Source organism: Streptomyces sp. NPDC085937 (assembly GCF_044540535.1).
Lineage (GTDB): Bacteria > Actinomycetota > Actinomycetes > Streptomycetales > Streptomycetaceae > Streptomyces.
The window spans coordinates 63,612-88,757 of sequence record NZ_JBITSH010000003.1 but is presented as its reverse complement, the minus strand read 5'-3'; the positions used below and the strand labels follow the sequence as shown (position 1 = coordinate 88,757).

27 protein-coding genes are annotated in these 25,146 nt (G+C 72.8%); 11 read left to right on the top strand and 16 right to left on the bottom strand.

What is annotated here, in order from left to right; all coding sequences use genetic code 11:
• Positions 1-47 precede the first annotated feature (47 nt).
• From ACIF8S_RS07520 to ACIF8S_RS07505, 4 genes are all read right to left on the bottom strand, one after another.
• Positions 48-1,403 (bottom strand): MATE family efflux transporter, encoded by a 1,356-nt coding sequence (locus ACIF8S_RS07520; RefSeq protein ID WP_399997917.1) that lies wholly within the window; start codon positions 1,401-1,403, stop codon positions 48-50.
• 19 nt (positions 1,404-1,422) lie between these two features.
• On the bottom strand, positions 1,423-2,991 hold the full coding sequence (locus ACIF8S_RS07515) for a mucoidy inhibitor MuiA family protein (protein ID WP_399997916.1): 1,569 nt from the start codon (positions 2,989-2,991) through the stop codon (positions 1,423-1,425).
• A gap of 5 nt (positions 2,992-2,996) precedes the next feature.
• Entirely contained in the window at positions 2,997-5,066 is a 2,070-nt protein-coding gene (locus tag ACIF8S_RS07510) for a DUF4139 domain-containing protein (RefSeq protein ID WP_399997915.1), read from the bottom strand.
• A 63-nt stretch (positions 5,067-5,129) separates the two neighbouring features.
• Positions 5,130-5,264 (bottom strand): hypothetical protein, encoded by a 135-nt coding sequence (locus ACIF8S_RS07505; protein WP_399997914.1) that lies wholly within the window; start codon positions 5,262-5,264, stop codon positions 5,130-5,132.
• A 1,199-nt stretch (positions 5,265-6,463) separates the two neighbouring features.
• Here ACIF8S_RS07505 and ACIF8S_RS07500 point away from each other — a divergent pair.
• Together ACIF8S_RS07500 and ACIF8S_RS07495 are read left to right on the top strand one after the other, a co-directional pair.
• The gene (locus ACIF8S_RS07500) at positions 6,464-6,814 is read left to right on the top strand and encodes a DUF1330 domain-containing protein (RefSeq protein ID WP_399998466.1); all 351 of its coding nucleotides are present in this window, start codon (positions 6,464-6,466) and stop codon (positions 6,812-6,814) included.
• Between the two features lie 151 nt (positions 6,815-6,965).
• A complete protein-coding gene (locus ACIF8S_RS07495; RefSeq protein WP_399997913.1) occupies positions 6,966-7,415 on the top strand; it encodes an SRPBCC family protein in 450 nt (149 codons plus the stop codon).
• A gap of 59 nt (positions 7,416-7,474) precedes the next feature.
• Here ACIF8S_RS07495 and ACIF8S_RS07490 read toward each other — a convergent pair whose 3' ends face one another.
• The gene (locus tag ACIF8S_RS07490) at positions 7,475-7,639 is read right to left on the bottom strand and encodes a hypothetical protein (RefSeq protein WP_158686749.1); all 165 of its coding nucleotides are present in this window, start codon (positions 7,637-7,639) and stop codon (positions 7,475-7,477) included.
• Positions 7,640-7,782: 143 nt separating this feature from the next.
• Here ACIF8S_RS07490 and ACIF8S_RS07485 point away from each other — a divergent pair, with 143 nt between their 5' ends.
• Positions 7,783-8,160, top strand: coding sequence for a transglycosylase family protein (locus ACIF8S_RS07485; protein ID WP_399997911.1), 378 nt, complete (start codon positions 7,783-7,785; stop codon positions 8,158-8,160).
• A gap of 226 nt (positions 8,161-8,386) precedes the next feature.
• Here the strand turns inward: ACIF8S_RS07485 and ACIF8S_RS07480 are convergent, their stop codons facing one another.
• Entirely contained in the window at positions 8,387-9,058 is a 672-nt protein-coding gene (locus tag ACIF8S_RS07480) for a DUF4328 domain-containing protein (RefSeq protein WP_399997910.1), read from the bottom strand.
• A 488-nt stretch (positions 9,059-9,546) separates the two neighbouring features.
• On the opposite strand from ACIF8S_RS07480, the gene ACIF8S_RS07475 reads away from it, so the two are divergent.
• A complete protein-coding gene (locus ACIF8S_RS07475; RefSeq protein ID WP_399997908.1) occupies positions 9,547-9,954 on the top strand; it encodes a cytidine deaminase family protein in 408 nt (135 codons plus the stop codon).
• 73 nt (positions 9,955-10,027) lie between these two features.
• Here the strand turns inward: ACIF8S_RS07475 and ACIF8S_RS07470 are convergent, their stop codons facing one another.
• Complete coding sequence (locus tag ACIF8S_RS07470; protein WP_399997907.1) at positions 10,028-10,456, bottom strand: glutaredoxin domain-containing protein; 429 nt, start codon at positions 10,454-10,456, stop codon at positions 10,028-10,030.
• Positions 10,457-10,472: 16 nt separating this feature from the next.
• Positions 10,473-11,486 (bottom strand): LacI family DNA-binding transcriptional regulator, encoded by a 1,014-nt coding sequence (locus ACIF8S_RS07465; protein ID WP_399997905.1) that lies wholly within the window; start codon positions 11,484-11,486, stop codon positions 10,473-10,475.
• A 300-nt stretch (positions 11,487-11,786) separates the two neighbouring features.
• Here ACIF8S_RS07465 and ACIF8S_RS07460 point away from each other — a divergent pair, with 300 nt between their 5' ends.
• From ACIF8S_RS07460 to ACIF8S_RS07445, 4 genes are all read left to right on the top strand, one after another.
• Positions 11,787-13,094: an extracellular solute-binding protein gene (locus ACIF8S_RS07460; RefSeq protein ID WP_349794900.1), complete on the top strand. Its 1,308-nt coding sequence runs from the start codon at positions 11,787-11,789 to the stop codon at positions 13,092-13,094.
• Positions 13,095-13,183: 89 nt separating this feature from the next.
• Complete coding sequence (locus tag ACIF8S_RS07455) at positions 13,184-14,179, top strand: carbohydrate ABC transporter permease (RefSeq protein WP_399997903.1); 996 nt, start codon at positions 13,184-13,186, stop codon at positions 14,177-14,179.
• 12 nt (positions 14,180-14,191) lie between these two features.
• Positions 14,192-15,115 carry a carbohydrate ABC transporter permease gene (locus tag ACIF8S_RS07450; protein ID WP_024887050.1) on the top strand — a complete coding sequence of 308 codons (924 nt, stop codon included), beginning with the start codon at positions 14,192-14,194 and terminating at the stop codon, positions 15,113-15,115.
• An 88-nt stretch (positions 15,116-15,203) separates the two neighbouring features.
• Positions 15,204-16,643, top strand: coding sequence for a GH1 family beta-glucosidase (locus tag ACIF8S_RS07445; RefSeq protein WP_399997902.1), 1,440 nt, complete (start codon positions 15,204-15,206; stop codon positions 16,641-16,643).
• Positions 16,644-16,713: 70 nt separating this feature from the next.
• On the opposite strand, the gene ACIF8S_RS07440 is transcribed toward ACIF8S_RS07445, so the two are convergent.
• Together ACIF8S_RS07440 and ACIF8S_RS07435 are read right to left on the bottom strand one after the other, a co-directional pair.
• Entirely contained in the window at positions 16,714-17,382 is a 669-nt protein-coding gene (locus ACIF8S_RS07440) for a maleylpyruvate isomerase family mycothiol-dependent enzyme (RefSeq protein ID WP_399997901.1), read from the bottom strand.
• Positions 17,383-17,475: 93 nt separating this feature from the next.
• Complete coding sequence (locus tag ACIF8S_RS07435) at positions 17,476-18,216, bottom strand: class I SAM-dependent DNA methyltransferase (RefSeq protein WP_399997900.1); 741 nt, start codon at positions 18,214-18,216, stop codon at positions 17,476-17,478.
• 399 nt (positions 18,217-18,615) lie between these two features.
• Between ACIF8S_RS07435 and ACIF8S_RS07430 the strand changes: the two genes are divergently transcribed.
• Positions 18,616-20,007: an amidohydrolase family protein gene (locus tag ACIF8S_RS07430; RefSeq protein WP_399997899.1), complete on the top strand. Its 1,392-nt coding sequence runs from the start codon at positions 18,616-18,618 to the stop codon at positions 20,005-20,007.
• Positions 20,008-20,106: 99 nt separating this feature from the next.
• Entirely contained in the window at positions 20,107-21,000 is an 894-nt protein-coding gene (locus ACIF8S_RS07425) for a helix-turn-helix transcriptional regulator (RefSeq protein ID WP_399997898.1), read from the top strand.
• 105 nt (positions 21,001-21,105) lie between these two features.
• Here the strand turns inward: ACIF8S_RS07425 and ACIF8S_RS07420 are convergent, their stop codons facing one another.
• Positions 21,106-21,405 (bottom strand): Atu4866 domain-containing protein, encoded by a 300-nt coding sequence (locus ACIF8S_RS07420; RefSeq protein ID WP_399997897.1) that lies wholly within the window; start codon positions 21,403-21,405, stop codon positions 21,106-21,108.
• 215 nt (positions 21,406-21,620) lie between these two features.
• Between ACIF8S_RS07420 and ACIF8S_RS07415 the strand changes: the two genes are divergently transcribed.
• Entirely contained in the window at positions 21,621-22,370 is a 750-nt protein-coding gene (locus ACIF8S_RS07415; RefSeq protein ID WP_399997896.1) for an Atu4866 domain-containing protein, read from the top strand.
• Positions 22,371-22,489: 119 nt separating this feature from the next.
• Here ACIF8S_RS07415 and ACIF8S_RS07410 read toward each other — a convergent pair whose 3' ends face one another.
• The 5 genes from ACIF8S_RS07410 to ACIF8S_RS07390 form a co-directional block, all read right to left on the bottom strand.
• On the bottom strand, positions 22,490-22,951 hold the full coding sequence (locus ACIF8S_RS07410) for a hypothetical protein (RefSeq protein WP_399997895.1): 462 nt from the start codon (positions 22,949-22,951) through the stop codon (positions 22,490-22,492).
• On the bottom strand, positions 22,935-23,426 hold the full coding sequence (locus tag ACIF8S_RS07405; protein WP_399997894.1) for an RNA polymerase sigma factor: 492 nt from the start codon (positions 23,424-23,426) through the stop codon (positions 22,935-22,937). The genes ACIF8S_RS07410 and ACIF8S_RS07405 overlap by 17 nt, the downstream gene beginning before the upstream one ends.
• Before the next feature lie 90 nt (positions 23,427-23,516).
• Positions 23,517-24,143, bottom strand: coding sequence for a class F sortase (locus ACIF8S_RS07400; protein ID WP_399997892.1), 627 nt, complete (start codon positions 24,141-24,143; stop codon positions 23,517-23,519).
• Complete coding sequence (locus tag ACIF8S_RS07395) at positions 24,140-24,502, bottom strand: sortase-dependent protein (protein ID WP_349794912.1); 363 nt, start codon at positions 24,500-24,502, stop codon at positions 24,140-24,142. Before ACIF8S_RS07395 ends, ACIF8S_RS07400 begins: the two co-directional genes overlap by 4 nt.
• Before the next feature lie 129 nt (positions 24,503-24,631).
• Positions 24,632-25,042, bottom strand: a complete 411-nt coding sequence (locus ACIF8S_RS07390; RefSeq protein WP_399997891.1) for a RidA family protein — start codon at positions 25,040-25,042, stop codon at positions 24,632-24,634.
• Positions 25,043-25,146 lie beyond the last annotated feature (104 nt).

Genomic DNA, 25,146 nt, shown 5'->3' with positions numbered 1-25,146 from the left:
GTGCACACAGGTTCGGACGGAGGGCGCGGTCACTCGGCCCGGGTTGCCTACGGGGCGACCCCGGCGGACTCGCGCGGCTCGGCGTAGGCGCTGTGCCGGAAGAAGGCGCGGGCCTTGCTGACCGCCTGGAGGAGATTGGCCACGGCGAGAGCCGTCCACAGGGCCGAGAGCCCGCCGGCCGTCGCCACCGGAGCGGCCACGACCGCCAGCACGCCGTACCAGACGAGGGTCGACACGAAGCTCGGCACCGTGCGCTTGAGGCCGATGAGACCGAACCCGACGACGGCCTGCAGCGCGTCGGTGACGACCACGGCCACCACCAGCGGCAGGAGCCGCGAGATCTGCGGCCGCAGACCCACGTCCTGGGTGAACAGAGGGACGACCTGTGCGCCGAGGACGACGACGGCCACGGCGAGGAACCCCACCACGGACAGGGCGACCCCCGTCCCCGCCCGGACACTGCGCCGGACACCCCTACGGTCGTGCTCCGCCGCGTACCCCGAGACCAGGGGGACGGTGGCCTGACCCACCGCGACGGCGGCCGTGAAGATCAGGTTGACCAGGGAGATCCCGACACCGTGCACCGCGGCGCTGTCCGTCCCGACCCTGGCCGCCGCGAAGGTCAGGACACCCATGACGGCGAACTTGACGAGCACCGTGCCGGCCAGCGGAATCCCGACGGCGCACAGGGCCCAGACCTGCCGCACGTCGGGTTGGCCCGGACGCAACGAGAGTCCTTCGAGCTCCGGGCAGCGGCGGACGGCCAACTGGTTGGCGCAGGCACTGATCACGCTCGAGGCGAGCATGGCGACGCCCGCTCCGGTCAGACCGTGACTCGGCAGGGGGCCCGGCCCGCCGACCAGGAGGACGGACAGCGCGGTGGCGACGGCGGTGCCGAGCAGCCCGGCCCGCATCACCGGCTTCGCCCGGCCGAGCGCCACCAGGACGGACGTGGCCCACGAACCGACCGCGACGGCGAGCACACTGCCCGCCAGCAGCAGAGGGAAGACCCCCAACGCCCGCAGGGTGGACCGGGGGACGCCGGCGAGCTCACCGATCAGGGGAACCGACACGACGGCCGCGGCACCGAGGGCGCCGGCGGCGGCCGCCAGCCACATCCCACTGCGCACCACGCACACGAGACGGCCGGGCTCCTCCTTGCTCGGCGTGACGAACGGCATCACACCCCGCAGCGCACCCGCGACCATGGCGGTGGCGGGGCTGAACACGGCCATGGCGACGGCGAACGCGGCCAGGGTGGCGGTGGAGTGGTTGCCGAGCAACGCCGTGTCGACCAGAGCGGCAGCCGACGCGGAGATCATGCTCAGATACAGCGGCAGCGCCGTCGCCGCGACGCCCGCCCACGTCCCGCGGCCGGCCGGGCCGCTTCCTTCCTCACTCACCGGTCGCGGGCCCCGACCGTCACAGCCCGGCGACCTTGCTGCTGGCCGAGATCTCGTAGACCAGGGTGACCGTACGGCGGCCGCCCGGCGGGAGCGGGACGTCCCAGCGGGCGATGCCGTCCGGGTCCACCACGGCCGGCACCGGGGAGCAGGCGTCCTCGCGCAGCCGTACCTCCACCGCCGAGACCTCCGACACCGGGATCCGTTCCCGGACGGCGACCACCCTGTCGTCCCGCTCGTCCGGGGCGGAGAAGCGGGACAGGTGCAGCCGGACGGTCCGGGTGAGCACGGTGCGCTGGGTGAGGCCCGTGGTGTCGCGGGTCTCCTCCGTCTCCCGCACGACACGGTGGTCGTCGCGGCTGCCGAAGGCCAGCTCCACCGGCGCCCCGGGGGCGGTGAAGTCCAGCGTGCCGCGCCCCACGAAGCCGCTGCCCCGGATCAGGTCCACCGGGCCGGCCAGCAGCGCGTGCCCGGCCCGGTTGTCGCACCGCACCACCTGCGTGACCAGCGACGACAGCTCCGGCGCGCAGGCGTACTCACTGCGCGCGGTGGTGGTGAAGGAGGACACCGGCACGCGGTGCGCGCGGCCGTCGGCGGGCACCGACACCGGGTCGGGCGCGTGCAGCACGCGTACCTCCCCGCCGTCGTCCACACCCGGCAGCCCCCGCACGGGGACCGGCCCGAGCTCCGCGATCTCCTCCTCCCGCAGGTCCACCCGGACCGTGCGGCGCTCCTCGGCGGTGCGGTCCTGCAGCGTCAGCCGGTCCTCACCGAGGCGTGGCGGTTCCGTGGCCGCGGAGGAGCGGGCCGTGGACAGGGTCAGCCGTACGCCGGACCAGTCCTCGCCCGTGCGCTGCCAGACGATCGCCTCCGTGGCCAGGGTGAGGTCGTCCCCGTCGAGCACCGCACGGTACGCGGGCCGCCACAGCGCGCACGGCGTGAGATGACTCAACCGCAGTCCGGCCCGGCCCGCGGCGGACGCCTCGACGGTCAGCTCGACATGGCCCACCAGCTCGGCGGGCTCCGTCTCGGCCAGGGCGAGCGCCTGCTCCGCCTCCGCCGACTCGTCGGACACGGCCGTCAGCCGCGCCTCCGCCTCGCGCAGTTCCTCGGCCCGCGTCTCCCGCTCCCGGTCGACCCGGTCCAGTTCCCGTGACCAGCGGTCGCGTTCGGTCTCGCCGAAGCCCGCGCCCTCACCGATCTCCCGCAGCAGATCGGCGGCGAGCCGGCCGAGCGCGTCCCCGCGCGCCCGCAGCCGGTCGCGCCGCTGCTCCAGCTTCAGCCGCTCCTCCTTCAGGGCGGCGGCACGCCGGCGCAGCGGGGAGTCGTCCGCGGCACGCCCCGGACCGCGCGGCGTCCACGCGCGCACGATCCGCGTGTCGAGGACCGTCACCGGGAAGTCGGCCGTCAGCTCGGCGTGCACGGTCCGGTCGACGGCCAGGGCGCTGACCGGGCCGAGCCGCAGCCGCTGCGTACCGGCGCGCAGTTCGAGCGTCGCCGTGCGCTCCACGTGCGCGCGGTCCTCCGTGCAGGTGACGGCGGTGACGGGCAGGGGGATCGGGGCGAGCGGCTCCGATGACGTGGACATCTGTGTCAGCTCCTGCGGTTGCCGCCGGTCAGGGCCTTGCCGGCCGGGATCCTGATCTCGTGGCCGCCGTCGAGGGCGGCCGTGCCGCCGGGCGGCAGGTCGACCCGCCAGATCCGGGTCCCCGGGGCGTGCCGTTCCGGGCCGGCGGTGTCCTCGGGCGCCGTCCAGTCGGCCCGTTCCTCGATCCGTACGTCCGCCTCCGAGGTGACCGGCACGCGCTCGCGCACCTCCACGCGGACGGGCACCGGGAGCCGGTTGGCCAGCTCCACGTGGACGCGGTGGTCCAGCACGGTGACGTTGTTGCGCAGGCCCGCGGTCGACTCGGTGAGATGCGTCCGGCGGGTGACGCCGATGGCCTCGGCCGGCCCCAGTCCCAGCCGGCGCAGACCGCCCGGCGCGAGGGTCGGCAGCGCGGCGGTCAGCTGGTACTCCCCGTCGACGCTCACCTCGACCGGGCCGGCCAGCAGCGCCTGGTCCGTCGCGTTGGACAGCACCAGCGTCGCGTACACGGTCTGCTCCACCGCCGGCACACACACGTACTCGGTGCGCAGGCCGACCGGGATCTCGCCGACGGTGACGGTGTGCCAGGTGCCGTCCGAGGGGATGTCGGCGGGGGCCGCCGCGTCGTAGCGGTGATCGAACGAACCCGCCGACTCGCGGGGCCGGACGGCGTGGCCGGGCAGCGGCAGCGCGGCCGGCTTCTCGGCGCGGCGGCGGTACTCGGCGGTCACCGGGTCGAAGCCCGAGCCGGGGAAAAGCCGGCCCCGGCGGTCCACCGGTTCCTCCGGACCGCTCAACACGAGAGCCGCGTAGTCCAGTTCGGCCTCGTCCGGCTGGGGCGGTCCCGGTACGGGCGGGGGCGGGGGAGCGGCCGGGGCCGCACCGGCGGCCGGCGGCGCGGGCGCCTTGGGGGCCGCTGCCGCGCGGGCGGCGGAGGGCCCCGCGCCGGGACGTGCCCGCCCGCGCGGCCGGTTCGGGGCGGCGGACAGGGCGTGGTCGGCGAAGCCCTGGGGAGCGGCGCCGTACGCGGCACCGGGTGCGGGCGGCGCGGAGGGAGGCGGGGGAGGAGCGTCGAACGCGGCGCCCCCCGCCACAGCGCCTCCGACCATCATGGCGCCCGCCGGCAGGTCGGGACGCGGTCCGGGGCCGGCCGTGTCGTACCCGGAGAACAAGTCGGCGAGTCCCGCCGGTGGTTCACGCCACCCGGACGGCGCGGGGGCGGGCTGGCTGCGTCCGATGCGGACGGACCGCAGCCGGGGCAGGTCGGTACGGCGGCGCAGGTCGGCCGTGGCGAAGGCGATACGCACGCCGGTCCAGTCCTCGCCGCTGCGCTGGGCGACCGACGCGCGCAGCACCAGCCGCCCGCCGTCCTCGGCCTGACGGTGGGCCAGACGGTACGTCGGCACCCACACGGCCCCGGGCACGCCGTACTCGATCTCCACCTCCACCTCGGACGCCCCCCGCGCCTCGCCCGCGCCGGCCAGCGTCAGTACGGCGCGGTACGAGGAGGCGACCCCTGACCGCGGGGCGTCGGAGCCGGCCCGCTCGAGCCGGTCGTGGGCGACGTCCATCTCGTGCTCGGCGCGCCGCAGTTCCTCCTCCAGCGCGCGGAGCTCCGCGTGCAGACGGGACAGGCGCTCGTCGACGAAGTCGGCCAGCTCCAGCCAGGCGTCCACCGGGGTGCGGCGGTGCGGATCGTCCCGCTTGCGTCCGGGCGGGACCGGGCGCAGGCCGGCGACCTCCTCGATCCTTTTCAGCTGCCGGTCGCGTCGGGCCTCCACGGCCTTGTACGCGTCCACCAGCCGGTCGACCTCACGCCGGGCCTCGTCCACCGCGTCCGCGTCGACGACCTCCGCCTCGGCCTCCGCCCGCGCCTCCGTGACCCGGACACCCGGCGCGGAGAGGACACGGGCCCGCACCGAGTGGGGGTCCAGCGAGCGCGGCAGTCCCGTCACCCGGACCCGGCCGTCCGCCGGGACGGTGCCCCGGGCGACGCGGCGGCAGAGCGCGCCCTGCGCGTAGACCACCACAGATTCCAGTGCCGACGCCCATGTCGGTGCCGTGCCAGCCGTCATGTTGTCCCCCGAGCAGCCGTGTCCGTGCCGAGGGCAGCCTACGCCGTGACGGTCCGCGGCGGATCACCAGACAAGACACCAGTAGGAGCCGTGGTGGCCGATGCCGATCCGGCTCTCCCACGGCACCAGCGCCGGGTCGGGCCGGCCCACGGCGGACATCCTGCAGGCCGGGTCGCCGACCGTCCCTGCGGCGGCCATGCGCCGAGCGGCGGCCGTCGCCGCGGGGGAGGTGTACCAGGTGGTGGTCGCCTGCGCTTGCGTACCGGAGGGCTCGGGCTTCGGCGTCGCGGGCGGCTTCGGCGCGGGGGTGGCGCCGGGTGTCTTGGGGGGCTTCGGCGACGTGGCTGTGGCTGTGGCTGTGGCTCTGGCTGTGGATGTGGGTGCCTTGGTCGGCTCTGTGGTGGGCGCGGTGGAGCGGGTCGGTGCGGGCGGCGCGGTCGTCGGGGTCGGCTTCGGTTCCGGCGTCCGGGCGGTGTCGGGGGGCGGCAGGTGCGGACCGGGAGAGGCGGCCGACGGAAGGGCCGGGGCGGGAGGCGTCGGCACGCGCGTTCGCGTCCCGGGCGGCGGGGGGATGCGCGGTCCCGGCTGCGTCGCCCCCGGGGGCACCGCCGGCGCGGTGCGTGGGGCCTGCGGGGTGCCCGCGTCGGCCCCGCCGGTCGCGGCGGGCGGCTGCGGCGCCGGAATCTGACCGGACGGCGCGGCCTCGGACGGGGGCCGTCCCTCCTGAGGTGCCGGTGGCCGGCTGCCCGCCCCGCCGTCCGGAACGGCCGGCCCGGTCCCGGTGCCCTGGTCCGGTGCGCCGGGGGACGGGGTCCGTCCCTGACCCGGCGGCACCGGCCCCGGCGTCGCACCGAGGCTCGGTTCGGCCGGCCGGCCCGGACGGGACGCCGTGGGCACGGGCGCCCCGGTGCCCGGGGGCGTCGGTTCCGCCGTGCCCGACGGAGAGGTCTCCGACGTCAGTGTCGGCAGCGGGCCCAGGGTCGGCAGCGTCAGATCGTGCGAGGCGGACGGAGTGGGACTCGGCGTGCCGTCGTCCTGCGCCACCCACGCCCACACGCCGACGCCGCCCAGGAGCAGCACAGCGGCACCGCCGGCGATCCACGGGGCGCGCCGGGGCGGGCGTCGGTGACGGTTCATGGACCCACTGTGCTACGCGCCCCGACAGGCCGCCTGTCGCATCGTCCGCCTGCTGTGCCACCTGTCCGGTCAGTGCGCTCTTCCGGGTGACGGACCCCGCCCCCCCCGGTCGCCGTCGACGGCCGATCCCGGCAGGGTGCGCCGCCCGCTTCCTTACCTCCCAGGTCATCGACCCGGCCCTCGTCCAAGTGCCACGATCACCGCGTACCCGACCGACGCACCCTGCGGGTCACCCGCACCGACGCACCATGGAGGACACCATGCCCGCCTACGCCATCGCCCACCTGCGGCCGGCCGCCCCGCACCCCGACATCGCGGAGTACATCGAGCGCATCCCCGCGACGTTCGAGCCGTTCGGCGGCCGCTTCCTGGTGCACGCCACCCAGCACGAGGTGAAGGAGGGCACCTGGCCCGGGCATCTGGTGGTGATCGGCTTCCCGGGCATCGACCAGGCACGGCAGTGGTGGGACTCGCCCGCCTACCGGGAGATAGCACCACTGCGGTCCCGGCACATCGAGGGCGACATCGTCCTCGTCGAGGGCGTCCCCGACGGCTACGACCCCACCGCCACCGCGGACGCCGTGCGGAAGGAACTCGCCGCCACCGGCTGATGCCCGCCCGCGCTCACCGGTCACCGGCGGAGCCGTGCACCGGAGCCGCGGAGCCCCGCCGTCTGGGCAGGTCCCGCACGTCCGGTTACCGTGGGAATGACCCCTTTGTCCGGGGCCCTTCCCCGGAGCACCTGGGAGTGGGAGAGAGACCATGAGTAATCAGTTCGAGGTCGTCGTGGACATCGACCGGCCCATAGAGGACGTCTTCGACTATCTCGCCGACGGCCGGCACGACCCCGAGTTCAGCCCGCGCGTCCTGACGATGGAGAAGAGCCCCGACGGCGACACCCATGTGGGCACCGTGTTCCACAGCACCGTCAAGGACGCCGGAATGCGTTCCCAACGGGACTTCGAGATCAGCGAGTTGACTGCGCCCACCCGGTTGCGCTGGCACGAGGTGTCGCACAACTCCATCACCGCGAAGGAGGGTGGGTACGACCTTGAGCCCACGGCGGACGGCGGGACCCGGCTGCGCCTGTTCAACGTGCTCGAAGGACACGGCGTGGGAAAGCTCCTGCTCCCACTGGCGGCCGGTGCGTCCCGCAAGGACGCCCCCGCCTTCGGCCGCCGTATCAAGGAAGCCGTCGAGGCCTCCACCTGACAGCCCGGCCCGCCGTGACCCGCCGGGGAGTCATGTGTCCGGCGGATCACGGACCGGGGTCAGGAGCCGTCCGAGACCAGCACCCAGACGGCCATCATCAGCAGGAACGTGAACACGGCCAGGGCCGGGAGCCCGAGGATCGCGGTGACCACACCCCAGCGGGTCCGGCCCTGCGGCGCCTCCGCTCCGTCCGGCCCTGCCATGTCGCCCTGTGTCGCAGCCACGAACTCACCTCTCGCATAGGGGAACGAGAGGCAGGCTAGACCATGCGGGGCCTGCCGGAGCGCGGACGCCGCCTACTCCGACCGGCGTAAGGAGCCGTCGGCCGGCATGCCGTCACACCCTTCGGTGACATAACAGTGGGCGTATGACATCGAGACGAAACGCCTCTCAGGTCACCGGCCGCCGTGCGCGCGGACTCCGCGCGGGGGCCGCCGTGATGGTTCTGGCCGCCGCGACCGCCCTCGGCACGGCCACGGAGGCGGCCGCCTCCGCGGCGGGCCGCTCCGGACCGGACTGGGACGCCATCGCCCGGTGCGAGTCGGGCGGCAACTGGAAGGCCAACACGGGCAACGGCCACTACGGCGGGCTGCAGTTCTCGCAGTCCAGCTGGGTCGCGGCCGGCGGGCTCAAGTACGCCTCGCGCGCGGACCTGGCCACCCGCAAGGAACAGATCGCCGTCGCCGAACGTCTCGCGCAGTTGCAGGGGATGTCGGCCTGGACATGCGCGTACGCGGGACGCTAGGCGTCGTTCCCGGAGGTGGAGCGCCGTCGCCCCTCGCCCGACACCCGACGCCGGGACCGGCCGCGAAACGCTCCCGCCCGACACCCGACAACGCCGGGACCGGCCGCGAAACGCCCTCACCGGGTGCCCGGCGTCCCGGTGCGGGTGCCGGCCGCCCGGCGAGGGGGCGTTCCGCGGTCGACATGGCGTTCCGCAGCCGAGGTGGCGTTCGTGCGGGTGAGCTGGTTCAGCCGACGGGCAGGCCCGGTCCCGTCAGCGCCTTGGCGTTCTGAGCGGCCGTCAGCCTGCGGACGAACAGCACGGCCAGCACCGCGGCGCCGATGTCGAGGAGCGATCCGGTGATCAGCCACCCCGTGGCGTCGTGGACCGCCTGAGGGCTCCCGGCGTCGTCGTACCGCTGGATCGCCAAGCGGCCGAACAGGTTCGACGCGATCCACACGCCCCACCAGGAGTTGAGCAGGCCCTGGTGCCGCACCGCGCCGCTGTAGGGGTTGGGCTCGCCGGCCCGCAGCACGTCGAGGGCGATGCCCCGCGGGATCCACAGGTTGGCGAACGGGATGAACCACCCGGCGATCGCCCAGCCCGCCGACCGCCGCTGCGTGTCGGGAGCAAACACCTCCGCGTTCTGGCGCACCCGGTGGAACCAGATGATGAACACGGTGGCCGTCGCCAGCAGGGCCAGCCGGTAGAACACGCTGGTGCCGGCCATCGCGGAGTCGGCCCGGTCGACGGCAGCCAGGTCGACCCCTGCGCCGGAGGTGATGCCGTCCATCTGCGACCGCATGAAGAACGCCGCCGCCAGGCTCAGCACGTCGGCGAGCATCACCACGCCGAGCAGCGCGGTCACGGCGTGCGAGAGACCCACGGGCGAGCGCAGGAACGGACCGGGCGCAGGCATCGGTGTTATGGGCATGGGTGGATGAGCCATGGAGGACCCCCTGAAAAGGCGATGGAAGTGTGGCGCACCCTCCCCAGGACGCCACGCGACGATCACAAACGAGTGATCGGCTTCCGGAACTTATCCCATCACCCGTGCCGCGTGTCACATGACTATTACCGCAGGTGCCGCCCCCGGTGCCGTCGACGACGGACGCCGCGTCCCTCGACGTCCCCGAGGGGGCCGGCCTGGACTCGTACGACGCGGCGATGCGCCACCGCGACGCCGCCGCCGGACACCGGCTGGAGCTCCCGCCCGACGGCCGCCACGCACACTTCGGCGCCCGCGCCACGACCAGCCCGAACGCCGGCGCACCCTCGTGGCCCGGCTCACCGTCCCCGACGGCGACCGGCCCCGCCCCCGATATCCGCTTGCGTACCGCATACCGACCGGACCACCGTTCGTCGGGAAACCGATCACGACGACCAGCACGGAGGGCACCGCCGGCCATGCAGACGTACGACGTCGACCAGGAACTGGTGGCGGCCGCGACCGCTGTCGCGCGCACCCGCTGCCGGGGCGACAACCACACCATGGCCGCGGCGGCCCGCGCCTCGGACGGCCGGATCATCACCGCGGTGAACGCCTACCACTTCACCGGAGGCCCCTGCGCGGAACTCGTCCTCATCGGCACGGCCGCCGCCCAGGGCGCCCACGACCTGCGGACGATCGTCGCCGTGGGCGACAGGGACCGGGGCGTCGTGCCACCCTGCGGCCGCTGCCGTCAGGTCCTGCTCGACTACTTCCCGCACCTCGACGTCATCGTCGGCCCGGGCGCCCACCCCCGCACCGTCCCCGTCACCGACCTCCTGCCGGACACCTACATCTGGGCCGACCACCAACTCGACGAGCCCTAGCCCGTCGGCGAATGCGAACGCCTTGCGCTTCCCGCACGGGGCCGGGTGTCCCGCAGGTGAACGGTCAGGGGGATCAGAGACGTTCGCGTACCCACTCCGGGTCGGGGTTGACGTACCCCCGCCCGTCCGTCAGGACCACGGTCGGCACCGTCTCGTTCCCGTCCGCGAAGGACCGTACGACCGCCGCGCCGGCCGGGTCGCGCCAGATGTCGACCCAGTGGGCCCGGCGGGCGTCCCGGCCCAGACGGAACCGAAGTCGCCTGCAGTAGCGGCATCCTGGCCGCCAGTACACGACCGGCCGGCCGTCCTGCTCGCTGCGGCGCCGCGCCTCCAGCGCGCCGGACGGTTTCGGGAAGACCAGGGAGGAGTTCACCACTGCGAACGCCACGAATGCCAGCAGGACCACCACCGCCCCGCCGTCGTTCCGGTCGGCGTGCAGTCCGGCCGCGGCGGCGACGCCGGCGACCACGATCAGCAACGGCAGGACCCAGCCCCGCATCATGACGTCCTCCCCGGACCTACGACGACTCGCGCACGACCAGCTCCGTGGGGAGCGTGGTCTGCCGGCGAGGGGCGCCGTTCAACGTGATGTCGGTGAGGATACGTGCCATCGTGCGGCCGAGTTCCTCCACGGGCTGACGCACCGTGGTCAACGGGGGATTGGTGTGCCGGGCCAGTACCGAGTCCTCGAAGCCCACCACGGCGACGTCGTCCGGCACACGGCGCTTCTGGCGGCGCAATTCGGCCAGGGCGCCCACCGCCATGAGGTCGGAGGCGGCGAAGACGGCGTCCAGGTCCGGCGCGCGTTCAAGAAGCAAACGCATGGCACGGCCGCCGCTGTCCTCGGAGAAGTCCCCTGTTTCGAGCAGCAGTTCGTCCGCGGGGAGGCCTGCCTCCTGGTGCGCGGTGCGCCACCCCGCGAGGCGGGCGCGGCCCACGTCCATGTCCTGCGGGCCGCTGATCGTCGCGATCCTCCGCCTGCCGCGGGCGAGCAGATGCCGTACGGCCTCGGCGGCACCTCCGGCGTTGTCGGAGTTGACGTAGCTGAGCTGTTCGCCCGCGTCGCGGCGGCCGGCGAGCACGGTGGGCAGGCCCATTTCCTCCAGGATGCCGGGCAGCCGGTCCTCGGAGTGGACGGAGACCAGCAGCACGCCGTCCACCCGGCGGGTGGCCACCGACTCGGTGAGCTGGTCGCGTTCGGCCTGGTCACGCACCAGCATGAGCTGCAGCTGGGTGCCGCTCTCGGCGAGCGCGCCGCTCACGCCCCGGATGAGCGCGGCGAAGAACGGCTCCGAACCGAGCCGGCTCTCCGATTCCGGGATGACCAGGGCGACGGCGTTGGTGCGGTTGGTGACCAGGCCGCGGGCGACCGAGTTGGGGACGTAGTTCAGTTCTTTGATCGCCGCCAGGACCCTGGCGCGCGCGTCGGCGCTGACCAGATCAGAACCGTTGACGACACGGGAGACCGTGGTGCGACCCACGCCGGCGCGGGCGGCGACGGTTTTGATCGTGGGACGGCGGTTGCCGGTCATGCACTCCCCCCTCGGCGGCCGCGGCGGCGTTCTCTGCCGCGGAGGTGACCTGCGGCAATTCTTGCAGACGTCCGCGTCGGCACAGCACCCCCAGGGTCCGGAAGACGAACGCGCGGGCCAGGTCGCACGCAGAAGTTGCTTTCAAGTTATTGACAGATTGCGTCGCTGCTACGAGTCTTCGTTGCGCGGTGGGAACGTGCCCACCCAGAGTTGGGCACGTTCCCACTCGATTCAGAGCCGCTGTAGTCATCGCAGAACTCGTCACTCCGATGTGTCAGCGCCGTCGCTAGGAGGAGATCCATGGGCACTCTCGGTTCGTTGCGCAGGAAGGCGGTGGCGTCGGCCGCGGCCGTCGGCGCGCTCGCGCTCGTCGTCGGCTGCAGCGGCGACGGCGACTCGGTCACCGGTGGCAGCAAGGACGGCGACAAGGTCACCATCACCATGGGCCTGTTCGGCGTCATGGGGATCAAGGAGACCGGCCTTCTCGAGGAGTACGAGAAGCAGAACCCCGGCGTCACGATCAAGGCCGAGATAGCCGGTGACGAGCAGACCTACTACACCGCGCTGCAGACCAAGCTCGCCGCCGGCAAGGGACTGAAGGACATCCAGGGCATCGAGATCGGCCGGGCCAAGGAGATCACCGAGACCCGGGCGAAGATGTTCGCCGACTTCAAGGGCGTGGCGGGCACCGACCACTTCCTGCCCTGGAAGCAGTCGCAGATCACCACCCAGGACGGCAAGGTGCTGGGCCTCGGCACCGACATCGGCCCGATGGCCGTCTGTTACCGCAAGGACTACTTCGAGAAGGCCGGTCTGCCGACCGACCGCGAGCAGGTCGCCAAGCTCTGGGAAGGCGACTGGAAGAAGTACGTCGAGGTCGGCCGCACCTTCAAGAAGAACTACAAGGGCGGCGACGTCGCCTACACGGACTCGGCCAGCGGCCTGTTCAACGCCATGGTCTACGGCTACCCCGAGCAGTACTACAACGAGCAGGGCGACCTGATCTACGAGACGAACCCGGCCGTCAAGGAGGCCTGGGAGCTGGCGTCGGACGCGGCCGAGGAGGACCTGACCGCCAAGCTGCGCCAGTTCCAGCCCGGCTGGGACCCCGGTCTGTCCAACGGCACCTTCGCCACCGCCGTGTGCCCCGCCTGGATGCTGAGCCACATCAGCGAGAAGGCCGGTGACGCCAACAAGGGCAAGTGGGACGTGGCCCGCGCGCCCAAGGGTGCCAACTGGGGCGGTTCCTTCCTCGGAGTGATCGAGCAGAGCCCGGTGAAGGAGGAGGCCCAGAAGCTCGTCGCCTGGCTGACCGCGCCCGAGCAGCAGGCCCGCATCTTCAAGGACCTCGGCAACATCCCGTCCTCGCAGAAGGCCCTCGAGGACCCGACCGTGAAGGCCGTGAAGAACGACTACTTCAGCGGCGCGCCGCTCGGTGAGATCTTCGGCGCCGCGGCGCAGGAGATCCCGGACAAGCAGGTCCTCGGCCGCAAGGACGGCACCATCAAGGACACCTTCTCCCAGGGTCTGGCCCTGGTCGAGCAGGGGACGCCGCGTGACGAGGCCTGGAAGACCACCGCGACCCGCATCCAGAAGGCGGTCCGCTGACCGTCGCACAGCGGCCGTCCCGGGTCCGCCCGCCCTTCGGGGCAGCGGGCCCGGGACGGCTCCCCATCCGCTCTGAGGAAGGAAGTCCGGTGGCCACCTCCACCACCAAGGCCCTGGCCGGCGAGGAGCCGCCGGGCCCGTCCCGCACGGGAGACGGGAAGGAGAACGCGCGGTCGCGCGGCGCCTGGCTGCACCGCCTCGACGTCAAGGGCGCGCCGTACGCGTTCGTCGCTCCGTTCTTCGTCGTCTTCGCCGCGTTCAGTTTCTACCCGCTCGTCTACACCTCGTGGATCTCCCTGCACGACGTGGAACTGGCCACGCTCGACATCATGGAGTGGGTGGCGTTCGACAACTACGTCGAGCTGTGGGGCGACTCGCGGTTCTGGAACGCCCTGCAGAACACCATCACGATCGGCATCATCTCCACGGTGCCACAGCTGCTGATGGCCCTGGGCATGGCGCACCTGCTCAACTACCGCATGCGCGCCTCGCTGTTCTTCCGCGTCGCGTCGCTGGTCCCGTACGCCACGTCCGTCGGCGCCGCCGCGCTCGTCTTCACCATGATCTACGAGCGTGACTTCGGCATGATCAACTGGGCGCTCGGCACGGTCGGGATCGACCCGGTGAACTGGGAGGCCGACAAGTGGCCCGCCCAGGCCGCCATTTCCACCATCGTCATCTGGCGCTGGACCGGGTACAACGCCCTGCTGTACCTCGCGGCCATGCAGGCCATCCCCGCCGACCGGTACGAGGCCGCCTCCCTGGACGGCGCCTCCCGCTGGCAGCAGTTCACGCACGTCACCGTGCCCGGCATCCGGTCCACCATCGTCTTCACCATCGTGCTCTCCACGATCGGCGCCACCCAGCTGTTCGGTGAGCCGCTGATCTTCGGCCAGGGCCCCAACGGCGTCACCGGCGGCGCGAACAACCAGTACCAGACGCTCGGCCTGCTGCTGTACGAAGAGGGCTGGAAGAACTACCAGATGGGCCGCTCGGCGACCGTCGCCTGGGCGATGTTCATGCTGCTCGTCCTCGCCTTCGTGGCGCAGTACCTGTTCAAGCGCCTGCGCTCCCGTAAGTCCTGACCTGGAGACGCCATGACCACCGACAGCCTCCCGGTCCGGACGGACACGCCGGTCCGGACCGCACCCGACAAGCCGGCCCGCCGCGGCGGACGCCGTCTGCTGCGCGAACGCGCCGGGCGCACCCACCACGCGGGACCGCTCGCCTACATCCTGCTCGCCATCATGGCGATCCTGTCCATCTTCCCGCTGTACTGGACGATGGTGGCGGCCTCCACCGACAACACCCGGGTCAGCCAGACCCCGCCGCCCTTCCTGCCGGGCCCCAACCTGTTCAGCAACCTCGCCCGCGCCTGGGACGAGGCGGCGATGGGCAAGGCCATGATCAACAGCACGATCGTGGCCGGGGTGATCGCCCTGTCCACCGTGTTCTTCGCGACGCTCGCCGGCTTCGCCTTCGCCAAACTGCGGTTCAAGGGCCGCAACATCCTGCTCATGCTGGTGATCGGCACCATGATGGTGCCGCCGCAGCTCGGCGTCGTCCCGCTGTTCATGATGATGTCGGAGCTCGGCTGGTCGCAGCAGCTGCCCGCCGTCATCTTCCCCACGCTGGTCAGCGCGGTCGGCGTGTTCTTCATGCGGCAGTACCTCTCCGAGGCGCTGCCCGACGAACTCGTCGAGGCCGGCCGGGTGGACGGGGCGCACTCGCTGCGCATCTTCTGGAGCATCGTGCTGCCCGTGGCGCGGCCCGCCATGGCCGTCCTGTTCATGATCACGTTCGTGCACGCGTGGAACGACTTCTTCTGGCCGTTCGTGGTGCTCGACATGACCAACCCGACCGTCCCCGTCGCCCTCACCCAGCTCAGCGCGGGTTACGTCCGCGACCAGTCGCTCATCATGGCCGGCGCGCTTCTCGGCACCCTGCCGCTGCTGGCGATGTTCATCGTCTTCGGACGCCAGATCGTCAGCGGCATCATGGCCGGCGCCGTCAAGGGCTGACCGCCCCTCCGCGGCCCCGAACCGACACCCCCACCGGGCCGGTCCGCCAACCCCCGCGCACCGGGCCCATCACCTCGAAAGGACTTACGTGGTCACCGCAGCACACCAGACCGCGTCCGCCCCGGACGCCGCCCGCACCTTCCCCAAGGGCTTCCTCTGGGGTTCCGCCACCGCCTCCTACCAGATCGAGGGGGCCGCCTCCGAGGACGGACGCACGCCGTCCATCTGGGACACCTACGCCCGCACCCCCGGCCGGGTCCGCAACGGCGACACCGGTGACGTGGCCACCGACCACTACCACCGCTGGCGCGAGGACGTCGCCCTCATGGCCGAACTGGGCCTGGGCGCCTACCGGTTCTCGCTCGCCTGGCCCCGTATCCAGCCCACCGGCCGCGGCCCCGCCGTGCAGAAGGGCCTGGACTTCTACCGGCGCCTGGCCGACGAGCTGCTGGAGAAGGGCATCCAGCCCGTCGCCACCCTCTACCACTGGGACCTGCCCCAGGAGCTGGAGGACGCCGGCGGCTGGCCCGAGCGCGCCACCGCCGAGCGCTTCGCCGAGTACGCCGCCATCGCCGCGGACGCCCTCGGCGACCGGGTGAAGACCTGGACGACCCTCAACGAGCCCTGGTGCAGCTCCTTCCTCGGCTACGGCTCCGGCGTGCACGCCCCCGGCCGCACCGACCCGGTCGCCGCCCTGCGCGCCGCCCACCACCTCAACCTCGGCCACGGGCTCGCCGTCCAGGCCCTGCGCGACCGCCTCCCGGCCGCCGCCCAGTGCTCGGTCACCCTCAACATCCACCATGTCCGTCCGCTCACCGACACCGAGGGCGACGCGGACGCCGTGCGCCGCATCGACGCCCTGGCCAACCGGGTCTTCACCGGCCCGATGCTGCAGGGCGCCTACCCGGAGGATCTCCTCAAGGACACGGCCGGCCTGACCGACTGGTCCTTCGTGAAGGACGGCGACCTGGAACAGATCAACCAGCCGCTGGACTTCCTCGGCGTCAACTACTACACGCCCACCGTAGTCTCCGAGACGGACGGCACCGGCGCCCACACCTCCGACGGACACGGCAACAGCCCGCACAGCCCGTGGCCGGCCGCCGACCGGGTCGCCTTCCACCAGCCGCCCGGCGAGCGCACCGCCATGGGCTGGGCCGTCGACGCCACCGGCCTGTACGACCTGCTGCGCCGGCTGTCCGACGACTTCCCGAAGCTGCCGCTGGTCATCACCGAGAACGGCGCCGCGTTCGACGACTACGCCGACCCGTCCGGCAACGTCAACGACCCGGCCCGCATCTCCTACGTCCGCGAGCACCTGGCCGCCGTCCACCGGGCCATCCTGGACGGCTCCGACGTCCGGGGCTACTTCCTGTGGTCGCTGCTGGACAACTTCGAGTGGGCGCACGGCTACAGCAAGCGCTTCGGCGCGGTGTACGTCGACTACCCCACGGGCACCCGCATCCCCAAGGCCAGCGCCCGCTGGTACGCGGAGGTCGCCCGCACGGGCGTCCTGCCGGGGGCCTGACGGGCCTGACCCCCTGAACCGTGAGCCCGACTCCCCGCCCGTGGGGGGACGGGGAGTCGGGCTCACGCCCTCACCCGGGTGTTCCGCATCGGCTCCGCAGCAACTCCACGCCGTCGCCGCGGAGTTCGTCGCAGTAGACGGTGCGCCCCGTCATCGCCATGATCAGATCCACGGTGCGCCCGGACACAAGGGGTCCGGAACCGGTGGCGAAAGGACCGTCGTCGGCGACGAGTCGCAGCCCGCATGTGCGCCCCCTGGCGACCACGACCAGGTCCGTGCCGCTGTAGTACTCGGCCAGGGCGGTCGCGGTCCCGGTCGGATACGCGCGCCGTATGCCGAGCGGACGCCGGATGTCCTCCCCGTGCACGACGGTTTCGCCCAGCATGGCGATGACGGGCAGCGGGGGCTTGGTCGTACTCGGCACGGCCCGCCGGAAACGGCCGAGGGTCTCACCGGGACCGGCTCCGAGCTGCTCGGCCAGCCGCAGGGCCACCTGCTTGTCGAAGTCGAACCGGCAGCGGACGACGCCCGCGAGCCACCTGACGGTGCCGAGACTCGCCCCCGCGGTCAGATGCGCCAGCACCTCACGCACGGTCAGCCCGTCGCAGAGCGAGGGCGTCGCCCACTGATCGTCCGTGAGCTCACGGAGATCGCCGGCCAGGGCCGCCCGCTCGGCATGGACCGAACCCCACACCTCGGCGTCACGTGGCCGTCGTACTGTCGCTACCGAACGACTCATGAACCTCTGCGCTCCTGTCGCTGACCGTGCTGTGTCCAGGGTCGGACCCTCACCTGACAGCGAAGTCATCGCTGACGGGGCGACAGGATGGGCTCAGGCCGGCTTGCGCCATACCGAGATGTGCTTGGGGGAGTCCTGGGTGAACGGTGACCCGTCCCAGTCCGCGACACGGCGTTCCCGTTCGAGCCCGGCGATCCGCGCCATGAGGTCGAGCTCCGCCGGCCAGGCGTAGCGGTGCCGGGAGGCGTCGCGGCGGTAGCGGCCGTCGTCCCCGTCGCGGGTGAAGTGGTGCGAGACGAGCATCTGCTCGACGAGGTCGAACGTGTCGAAGCCGAGGTGCTGTTCGCTGACCTCGAACGGCACGGCGACCTGCCCGAGCGGCAGCGAACGCAGTGGAGGCACGCCCAGTTCGATGACGAATCGGCCACCGGGTGCCAGGTGACGCGCGGCGTTGCGGAAGCACTCCACCTGCTCGTCCTGCGTGAGCAGATTGGTGATGGTGTTGTAGACGAGATAGACGAGGGTGAAGGTACCGGGCACGAGGGTGGTCGCCATGTCCCCGATGACGACGGGGAGTGTGTCCTCGTCGACCTTGCGCCGCAGCACGTCCGCCATCGGCGCGGACAGTTCGACACCCGTCACCGGCACACCACGTTCGCGGAGAGGAACCCCCACGCGCCCGGTCCCGATGGCGAACTCCAAGGCCCGGCCGTCCCCGGCCAGTTCCGCGAGGAAGTCCACGGTCGGCCCGAGGACGGCGGCCGAGAACATCTCGCCGTCCTCGGCGTCATAGCGTTCGGCGGCCGCACGGCTCCACAGCTCACTGGTAGTCACGGACGGCCACTCTGCCTCCCACGGGGAGTCGCTGTCGACCCATTTACCGGGGCGGCCCGGCGGGGGCGGCATCCGTGGCCGGAACAGCGGCCGTCCTGGAAATTCAGCCGCCTACGGACACCCACGACGCCCTGGCCCGTCCAGTGCGGCTCACGTACGGAGGAGAAGACGATCGTGGCCTGCCGGAAACAGCCGCGGTCTCCGGGCGAAGGCGCCCCGTACTCAGGGTGGCCGACTGTGACGTTCCGATCATGGCACGTGCGACATCCCCGCCCGTTCCCGCCCCCACCCAGGGTGCCCCGCACCTGGGATGACGGCGGTCTGGTTGCGATTGTCGGGGCGATCGAGGCTGAGGGCCGAGCGGTGACCACACCGCAGCCCACCGGAGAAGGATCCGTCATGCACGTCAACGACATCACCAGCGCCGCCGTCCTCGAACAGCTCCGGCGTCGCCCCGCCGCGGAACGCCGCGTGCTGTTCCGCGGAGCGACCCTCGTCACCATGGACCCCGATCTCGGCGTGCTCGACCGCGGCGACCTCCTCGTCGAGGGCGACACCATCACCGCCGTCGGGACCGACCTCAGCGCCGGTGACGCCGTCGTCGTCGACGTCACCGGCAGCATTCTGAGCCCCGGGTTCGTCGACACCCATCGGCACGCCTGGGAGGCCCAGCTGCGGCGGATCATGCCGGACGTCGACGACCTCGGCGGCTACGTCATGTCCACGCTGGCCGGTTACGCCACCGTCTACCGGCCCGAGGACATGTACACCGGCACCAAGCTCGCCGCCCTCACCGCGATCGACAGCGGCATCACCACCATGCTCGACTTCTCCCACAACTCCCGTTCCCGCGCGCACTCCGACGCCGCCGTCGAGGCGCTCCGCGACACGGGCATCCGAGGCGTGCACGCCTCCATGGGCCCGCACTTCGGGGACTGGGACGGGCAATGGCCCGAAGACCTCACGCGCCTCAAGGACCAGTACTTCAGCAGCGACGACCAGCTGCTGACCCTCCGCCTGGCGGCCCTCGCCACCGACGAGGTCGCCGGACTGTCCCTCGCCTACGGTCCCCGGCTCGCGCGCGTCGCACACGACCTGGGCGTCGGAGTCAGCGTGGACGCCGTCTTCGGTGCCGCCTCGTCCGAGGCGGTCCTGCGCTGGGCCGAGGACGGCCTCCTCGGCCCCGACGTGACCTTGATCCACGCCACCGGGCTGACCCCGCAGGCGTGGAAGGCGATGGGGGAGACCGGCACCACCGTGGCGCTCGCCCCCACCTCCGACGCCCAGATCGGCCTGGAGACCGCGGTCCCCGCCGTCGACGAGGCGCTGTCCGCCGGCATCCGCCCCGGACTGAGCGTCGACGTCGAGGTCGCCCTGGCCGGCGACATGTTCACGCAGATGCGGGCCCTGCACACCATCCAGCGGATGCGCGCCGTCAACGCCACCTACGGCACCGACGAGGCGCCCCGCCGCATCACCACCCGTGACGTCCTGGACTTCGCCACCCTCCAGGGCGCACGCACCAACGGCCTCGCCGGCGTCACCGGCTCACTCACGCCGGGCAAGAAGGCCGACCTGCTGGTGATCGGGGCCGAGGACATCAACAACATGCCGCTCAACGATCCGATCGGCACCGTCGTCCTGGGCTCCGACGCACGCAACATCAGCGCCGTCCTCGTCGACGGCGAGCCCCGCAAGTGGGACGGCCGGGTGCTCGACGTCGACCTCGCCGCCCTGCGCGACGAGGTCCACGCCTCCCGCGCGCACGTGCTGAACGCACCGGCCGCCTGAGCGCCCGGACCCCCTCTCCCCGGGGGTGCGCGGATCCTGGGTGGAGCGCACCCCCCTTCAGCCCTCCAACCTGGCACTTCGAGGCTTTAGCCTCGACACATGGACACAGACATGGGCCCCGCCGCCGAGAACGCGATGGGAGACTTCCTCCGCGCACGGCGCGCCCGGCTCCGCCCCGAGGACGTGGGCGTCGCCTCGACCGGCCGCCGCAGGGTGCCCGGTCTGCGCCGCGAGGAGGTCGCCATGCTCGCCGGAGTGAGCACCGACTACTACACGCGCCTGGAACAGGGCCGGGAACGCCACCCCTCGCAGCAGATACTCGAAGCCGTCGCGCGGGTCCTGCGGCTGGACGACGACGCGGTGGCCCACCTCCACCGCGTCGCCGGCCCGGCCCCCCGGCGTACGCGCCGGGCGCAGCGCACCGAACGCGTCGCGCCGCCTCTGCGACGGCTCCTGGACACGTGGAACGACACACCCGCCTTCGTCCTGGGCCCGGCGCTGGACGTCCTGGCCCGCAACCGGCTCGCGGACGCCCTGTTCGCTGACTTCACCCACGCCGACAACCTGCTGCGCATGGCGTTCCTGGACCCGGCGGCGGCGCACTTCTACCGCGACTGGGAGCGGGCCGCCGAGGCGACCGTGGCGACGCTGCGGCAGGCGGCCGGCATCGACCCCGACAGCGAGCGGCTGTGCCTGCTCGTGGGCGAACTGTCCATGAAGAGCCCGGACTTCCGCGTCCTGTGGGCGCGCCACGACGTACGCGGGAAGACCCGCGACGCCAAGCTGCTCCATCACACCCAGGTCGGCGACCTGGACCTGCACTACGAGACGTTCACCGTCAACAGCGCCCCAGCCCAGCAGCTCGTCGTCTACCAGGCCGAACCGGGCACCCCCTCCGCCGACGCCCTCGCCCTGCTCGGCTCCCTCAGCGCCGTGCCCGGCACCGCTTCCGTCCCCGTTCCGGACACCGCGACGGACTCCACCCGCGACTGAACGCATTCCGGGCGTGGACAAGGGCGAACACCCCGAGTTCACGGCGAACGCCGGTTCCGGGGGCGCCGAACGGTGCCCCCGGAACCGGCGTTTCCACGCGACCGGTCAGCCGCGCGACCCGCGCCTCCCCTTCCGGGCGCGCGGGTCGCCCTCGCGGTACAGCACCAGGTGTTCGTGATACAGGATGCCGTCGCGGACGTCGCCGGTGGCGGTGAAGCCGGTGTCGTCCACGTAGTCGATGTGGTCACCGGTGACGGTGTAGCGGCCGGTGTAGGCGCTTCGGCGGTCCCCACGGGCCTCGTCGTAGCGGCCGTCCGGCAGCAGCTCCTGGCGGATGTGTCCGTCCGCCGTCACCCACATTCCGACGTGCGGGTGCGGGGCGCTCGGTGTGTCGTTGCTGGTCATGACGCCATGGTCGGCCCGGCGGGCGCGGGGCCACCAGGTCGCCGTTCCCCTGGGTGCGGCACACCCGGTCTCGCGGTGGGTGGGTGCCGCGGACCCGGGCACACGGCGGCCTGGTTCCGGTCCCGCCTCGCGACGAACCTGGGAGTCACGCGGCGCCCCGCGACCGTCGCGCCGCCGCGCACCGAAGAGCCGAACCGACCCGAGGATCACCCACCATGACCATCACCGACACCGTGAGCTGGAACCGTACGGCTCTCGACGAGATCGTCGCGAACGACGGCGGCCGTCCCGTCCTGTTCACCAACGCCCGTATCGTGACGGCGGACCCGCTGATCGGGACGATGACCGGCGCCGACATCCTGATCGTCGGCGACCTGATCGTGGGCGTCGGCCCCGGCATCGTCACCGCGGCGGAGGACGACGGCGCCGTGGTCGTCGACTGCACGGGCACGACCGTCGTCCCCGCCGTCGTCGACACCGTCGCGCTGGCCGGCGGACGCGGCCACCGCTCGGAGTACGTCGCGACGCTCACCCCGGGCAACACCGCCGACTTCCTGGTGGTGCCCGACGCGCTCGCCGCCGACGTGCCCGGCGCGGTGGCCGTCCTCCTGTCCCGGCGGGAGGAGGTCCGCGCCCTGGTCGCGGCCGGCCGTCCCGTCCTGTGGGCGGGCGTGGACGTCCCGGGCCGGGCCACCGCCCCCGAGACGGGAGTCCCCGCCACACCGGACCTGACCGGCAGCCCGCGCGTCGGCGTCTGGATCGACGTCGAGGACTTCCTGCACCAGGAGCTCGGAGCCGACGGCCGCTACGACGAGACCCGCGGCGGCCGGCCGCACGCCTACCAGGGCCGGTTCTGGATCGACGGCGACCGCATCGACTACCTCGACGACCTCGGCTTCTGGGCCTACGGCGAGTTCAAGGGCGACGAACTGCACCACGCGGGCTACGTCATGAAGCTGGGCTGACCCCGAGCGGCCCGCCGGCGGCCTCCCGGCCGACCCGAACCGTCGGCCCCGGCCGACCCGAGCCGCCCCCGAACCCGAACACCGTCCCCCCGCCCCGAACACCACCCCTCGACCGCGCGTCAGCGCCTTCGCCGGTTCTCCGGGGCGGTCGCCTCCGACACCACCGGCCCGGGCGTGGGCACGACGAGACCACGGGTCCGAGGCTCCGAGGCACGTGACCGCGGGGCGCTCGCGCCGGGGTGGTCGTCGACGGGCGACTCGGCGGCGGGCCGGGGCGACACCGTGGGTCCCGTCGTCGGAGACGGAGCGGTGGTCACCGGCGGCGGGGCCAGCGGCACGGTCGGGGTGACGGGCCGGTCGGAGGTCACCGCGTTCCGCAACGGCAGGGCGACGAGCAGGGCGACGGCGCACGTCACACCGGCGCCGACCGCCGTGCGGACCAGCCGCCGCCGGGCCGCCCGGCGGCGGATCGTCCCGAACCGGCCCGGCGGCGGCCCGAGATGGTCCGACGTGGGCCGCAACAGCACGGCCAGCGGGTCGTCCGGCTCGAACTCCGGTTCCTCGTCAGCGTGTGTGATCAAGGTTTCTCCTCAGGTGGGCACGGAGCAGCTCCCTGGCCGCGTGAAGATCGGCCTTGATGGTTCCTTCCTTACGTCCGGTCACCGCGGACACCTCCCGGACCGGCAGGTCAGCGTAGTAGTGCAGGAGGATCGGCACCCGCAGGCGTTCCGGCAGCGACTGCACCAGCAACCGCACCGACGGGTCGGCGGGTTCGCTGTGCGGCCGTACCGCCGCCTCGGTGCCCACCCGGCGCACGGTCTTCCGCTCACGTTCGAGGCGGCGCCAGTGGTCGCGGACCAGGTTGGCCGCGGTGACGTACAGGAAGCCCCGGGGTTCCGTCACGGACGTCCAGCGCGACCACAGCCGGGTGAACGCCTCCGAGGCGATCTCGTGGGCCGTCTCGTCGTCGTCGACCAGCCGACGGCACCAGCCGGCGAGGCGCGGGTAGAGGGCGGCGAAGAGTTCGGACGCTGCCTGCTCGCGGGACCGTTTCAATGCTCTCCATGGTCGGGGCGGCCCCGGTGACGGGGTACCGCTCGAACGGATGCCGGGCCGCCGGTACGACGGCCCGGCACACGGGGCGGGTCAGGGGGTGGTGGCGTTCAGCGCCGCGAAGACGATCACGTTGTCGCGGTACTCGTCGCCCTCCAGCGGCCCGCCGCACGTGATGAGCCGCAGTTCGGGCCGGTCGACGTCGCCGTAGACCGCCTCCGTGGGGAAGTCGGCCTTGGCGACCGTGCGCACCGAGGTGACGGCGAACCGGGCCACCGTGCCGTTCTCCAGACGCACCGTGATCCCGTCACCCCGGCGCAGCCGCGCCAGGTGACGGAACACGCCGTCCCCGTAGGAACCGACCGTGACGTGGCCGAGGACGACCGAAGGCCCGCGCTGCCCCGGCGTGGGGGAGTGCCGGTACCAGCCGGCCTGGTCGTCGGCCGTGATCGGGGGGACCTCCACCGTGCGGTCGGGAGCCAGCCCCAGCCGCATGACCGGGGTGTCGACCCCGATGGCCGGGATCTCCAGGCCGACCGGCACCGAACGCGCCAGGGGGCGCGGCCCGTCGACGGAGGACCCCACGGCCGGGGCCCGGGTCCCCGGCGGCCCGGTGGCCCCGGACCGCTGCGGCTCCGGGGCGTCGTGTCCGCCGCCGCAGCCGGCGACCACGCAGGCCGCCATCGCGGTGACGAAGGCACGCCTGGAGAACGACGTCATGCCCCGGACGCCCGCCGGCGCACGACGAGGAACACCGCACCGCCCGCGGCGGCCACCGCGGCGGCGCCCCCGCCGAGCAGCAGACCGTCGCCGCCCGCCTGCGCGGAGGCCGGCGCGTCACCGGTGTCCGGCGCCCCACGGGGCACGACGCTGACACCGCCGGTGTCCTCCGCCGGGGCCGCCGCACCGCGCTCGGCCGGGACCGGGCTGGGAGCGGTCTCGGACGCCTGGTCCCGGGGCTGCTCGGTGGACACCGCGGTGTCGGGGACGGGCGAGGGGTCGTCGGCGAACGCCGGCATGGCACTCGCCAGCACCGCGGTGCAGGCAAGGGCCGCCGCGCTCAACACGTTTCGGCGCATGTAACGCTCTCTTCCTGGTCCGCCCGCACGGTCGCCCGGCGGGCTGGGTGATGGATCGTGCGGAGAGACGAGGGAGCGGCGGCCCGCGTTGCAAAGAGAAGGTAAAGAGGTCGGCGGTGGTGCCGCCGGTCAGTCCAGGACGGCCGTCGCCTCCACCTCGACCAGGACGTCCGGCTCGAAGAGGTGGTCGACCCCGATGAGGGAGGAGGGCGGAAGCGGCACCCTCAGTCCGATCTCCTCCGCCACCTCCTCGACGCCGGCCATGAACGGCCCGATCTTCTCGGGCGCCCAGTCGGTGACGTAGAAGGTCAGGCGCAGTACGTCGTCGAAGGAGGCGCCCGCGCCCCGCAGGCCGCGCGCCGTGGCCCGCAGGGAGTGGGCGACCTGCCCGGCGAGGTCCCCCGGCGCGAGCGGAAGCCCGTCCGCGGTCCGGGCGACCTGGCCGCTGACGTGTACGTGCCGTGTGCCCGTTCCCACGGCGACGTGCTCGTAGGGGGTGGGCTGCAGCATGCCTTCGGGCGTGAAACGGCGGACGGCCACGGGGGTCTCCTCGTGTCGAAGCAGTAGGTATACCTTTGATACTTGGTGTACGAAGGACACTTCAAGGAGACCAGGTATCGTGCCGGAAACCGACGGCGGCCGGG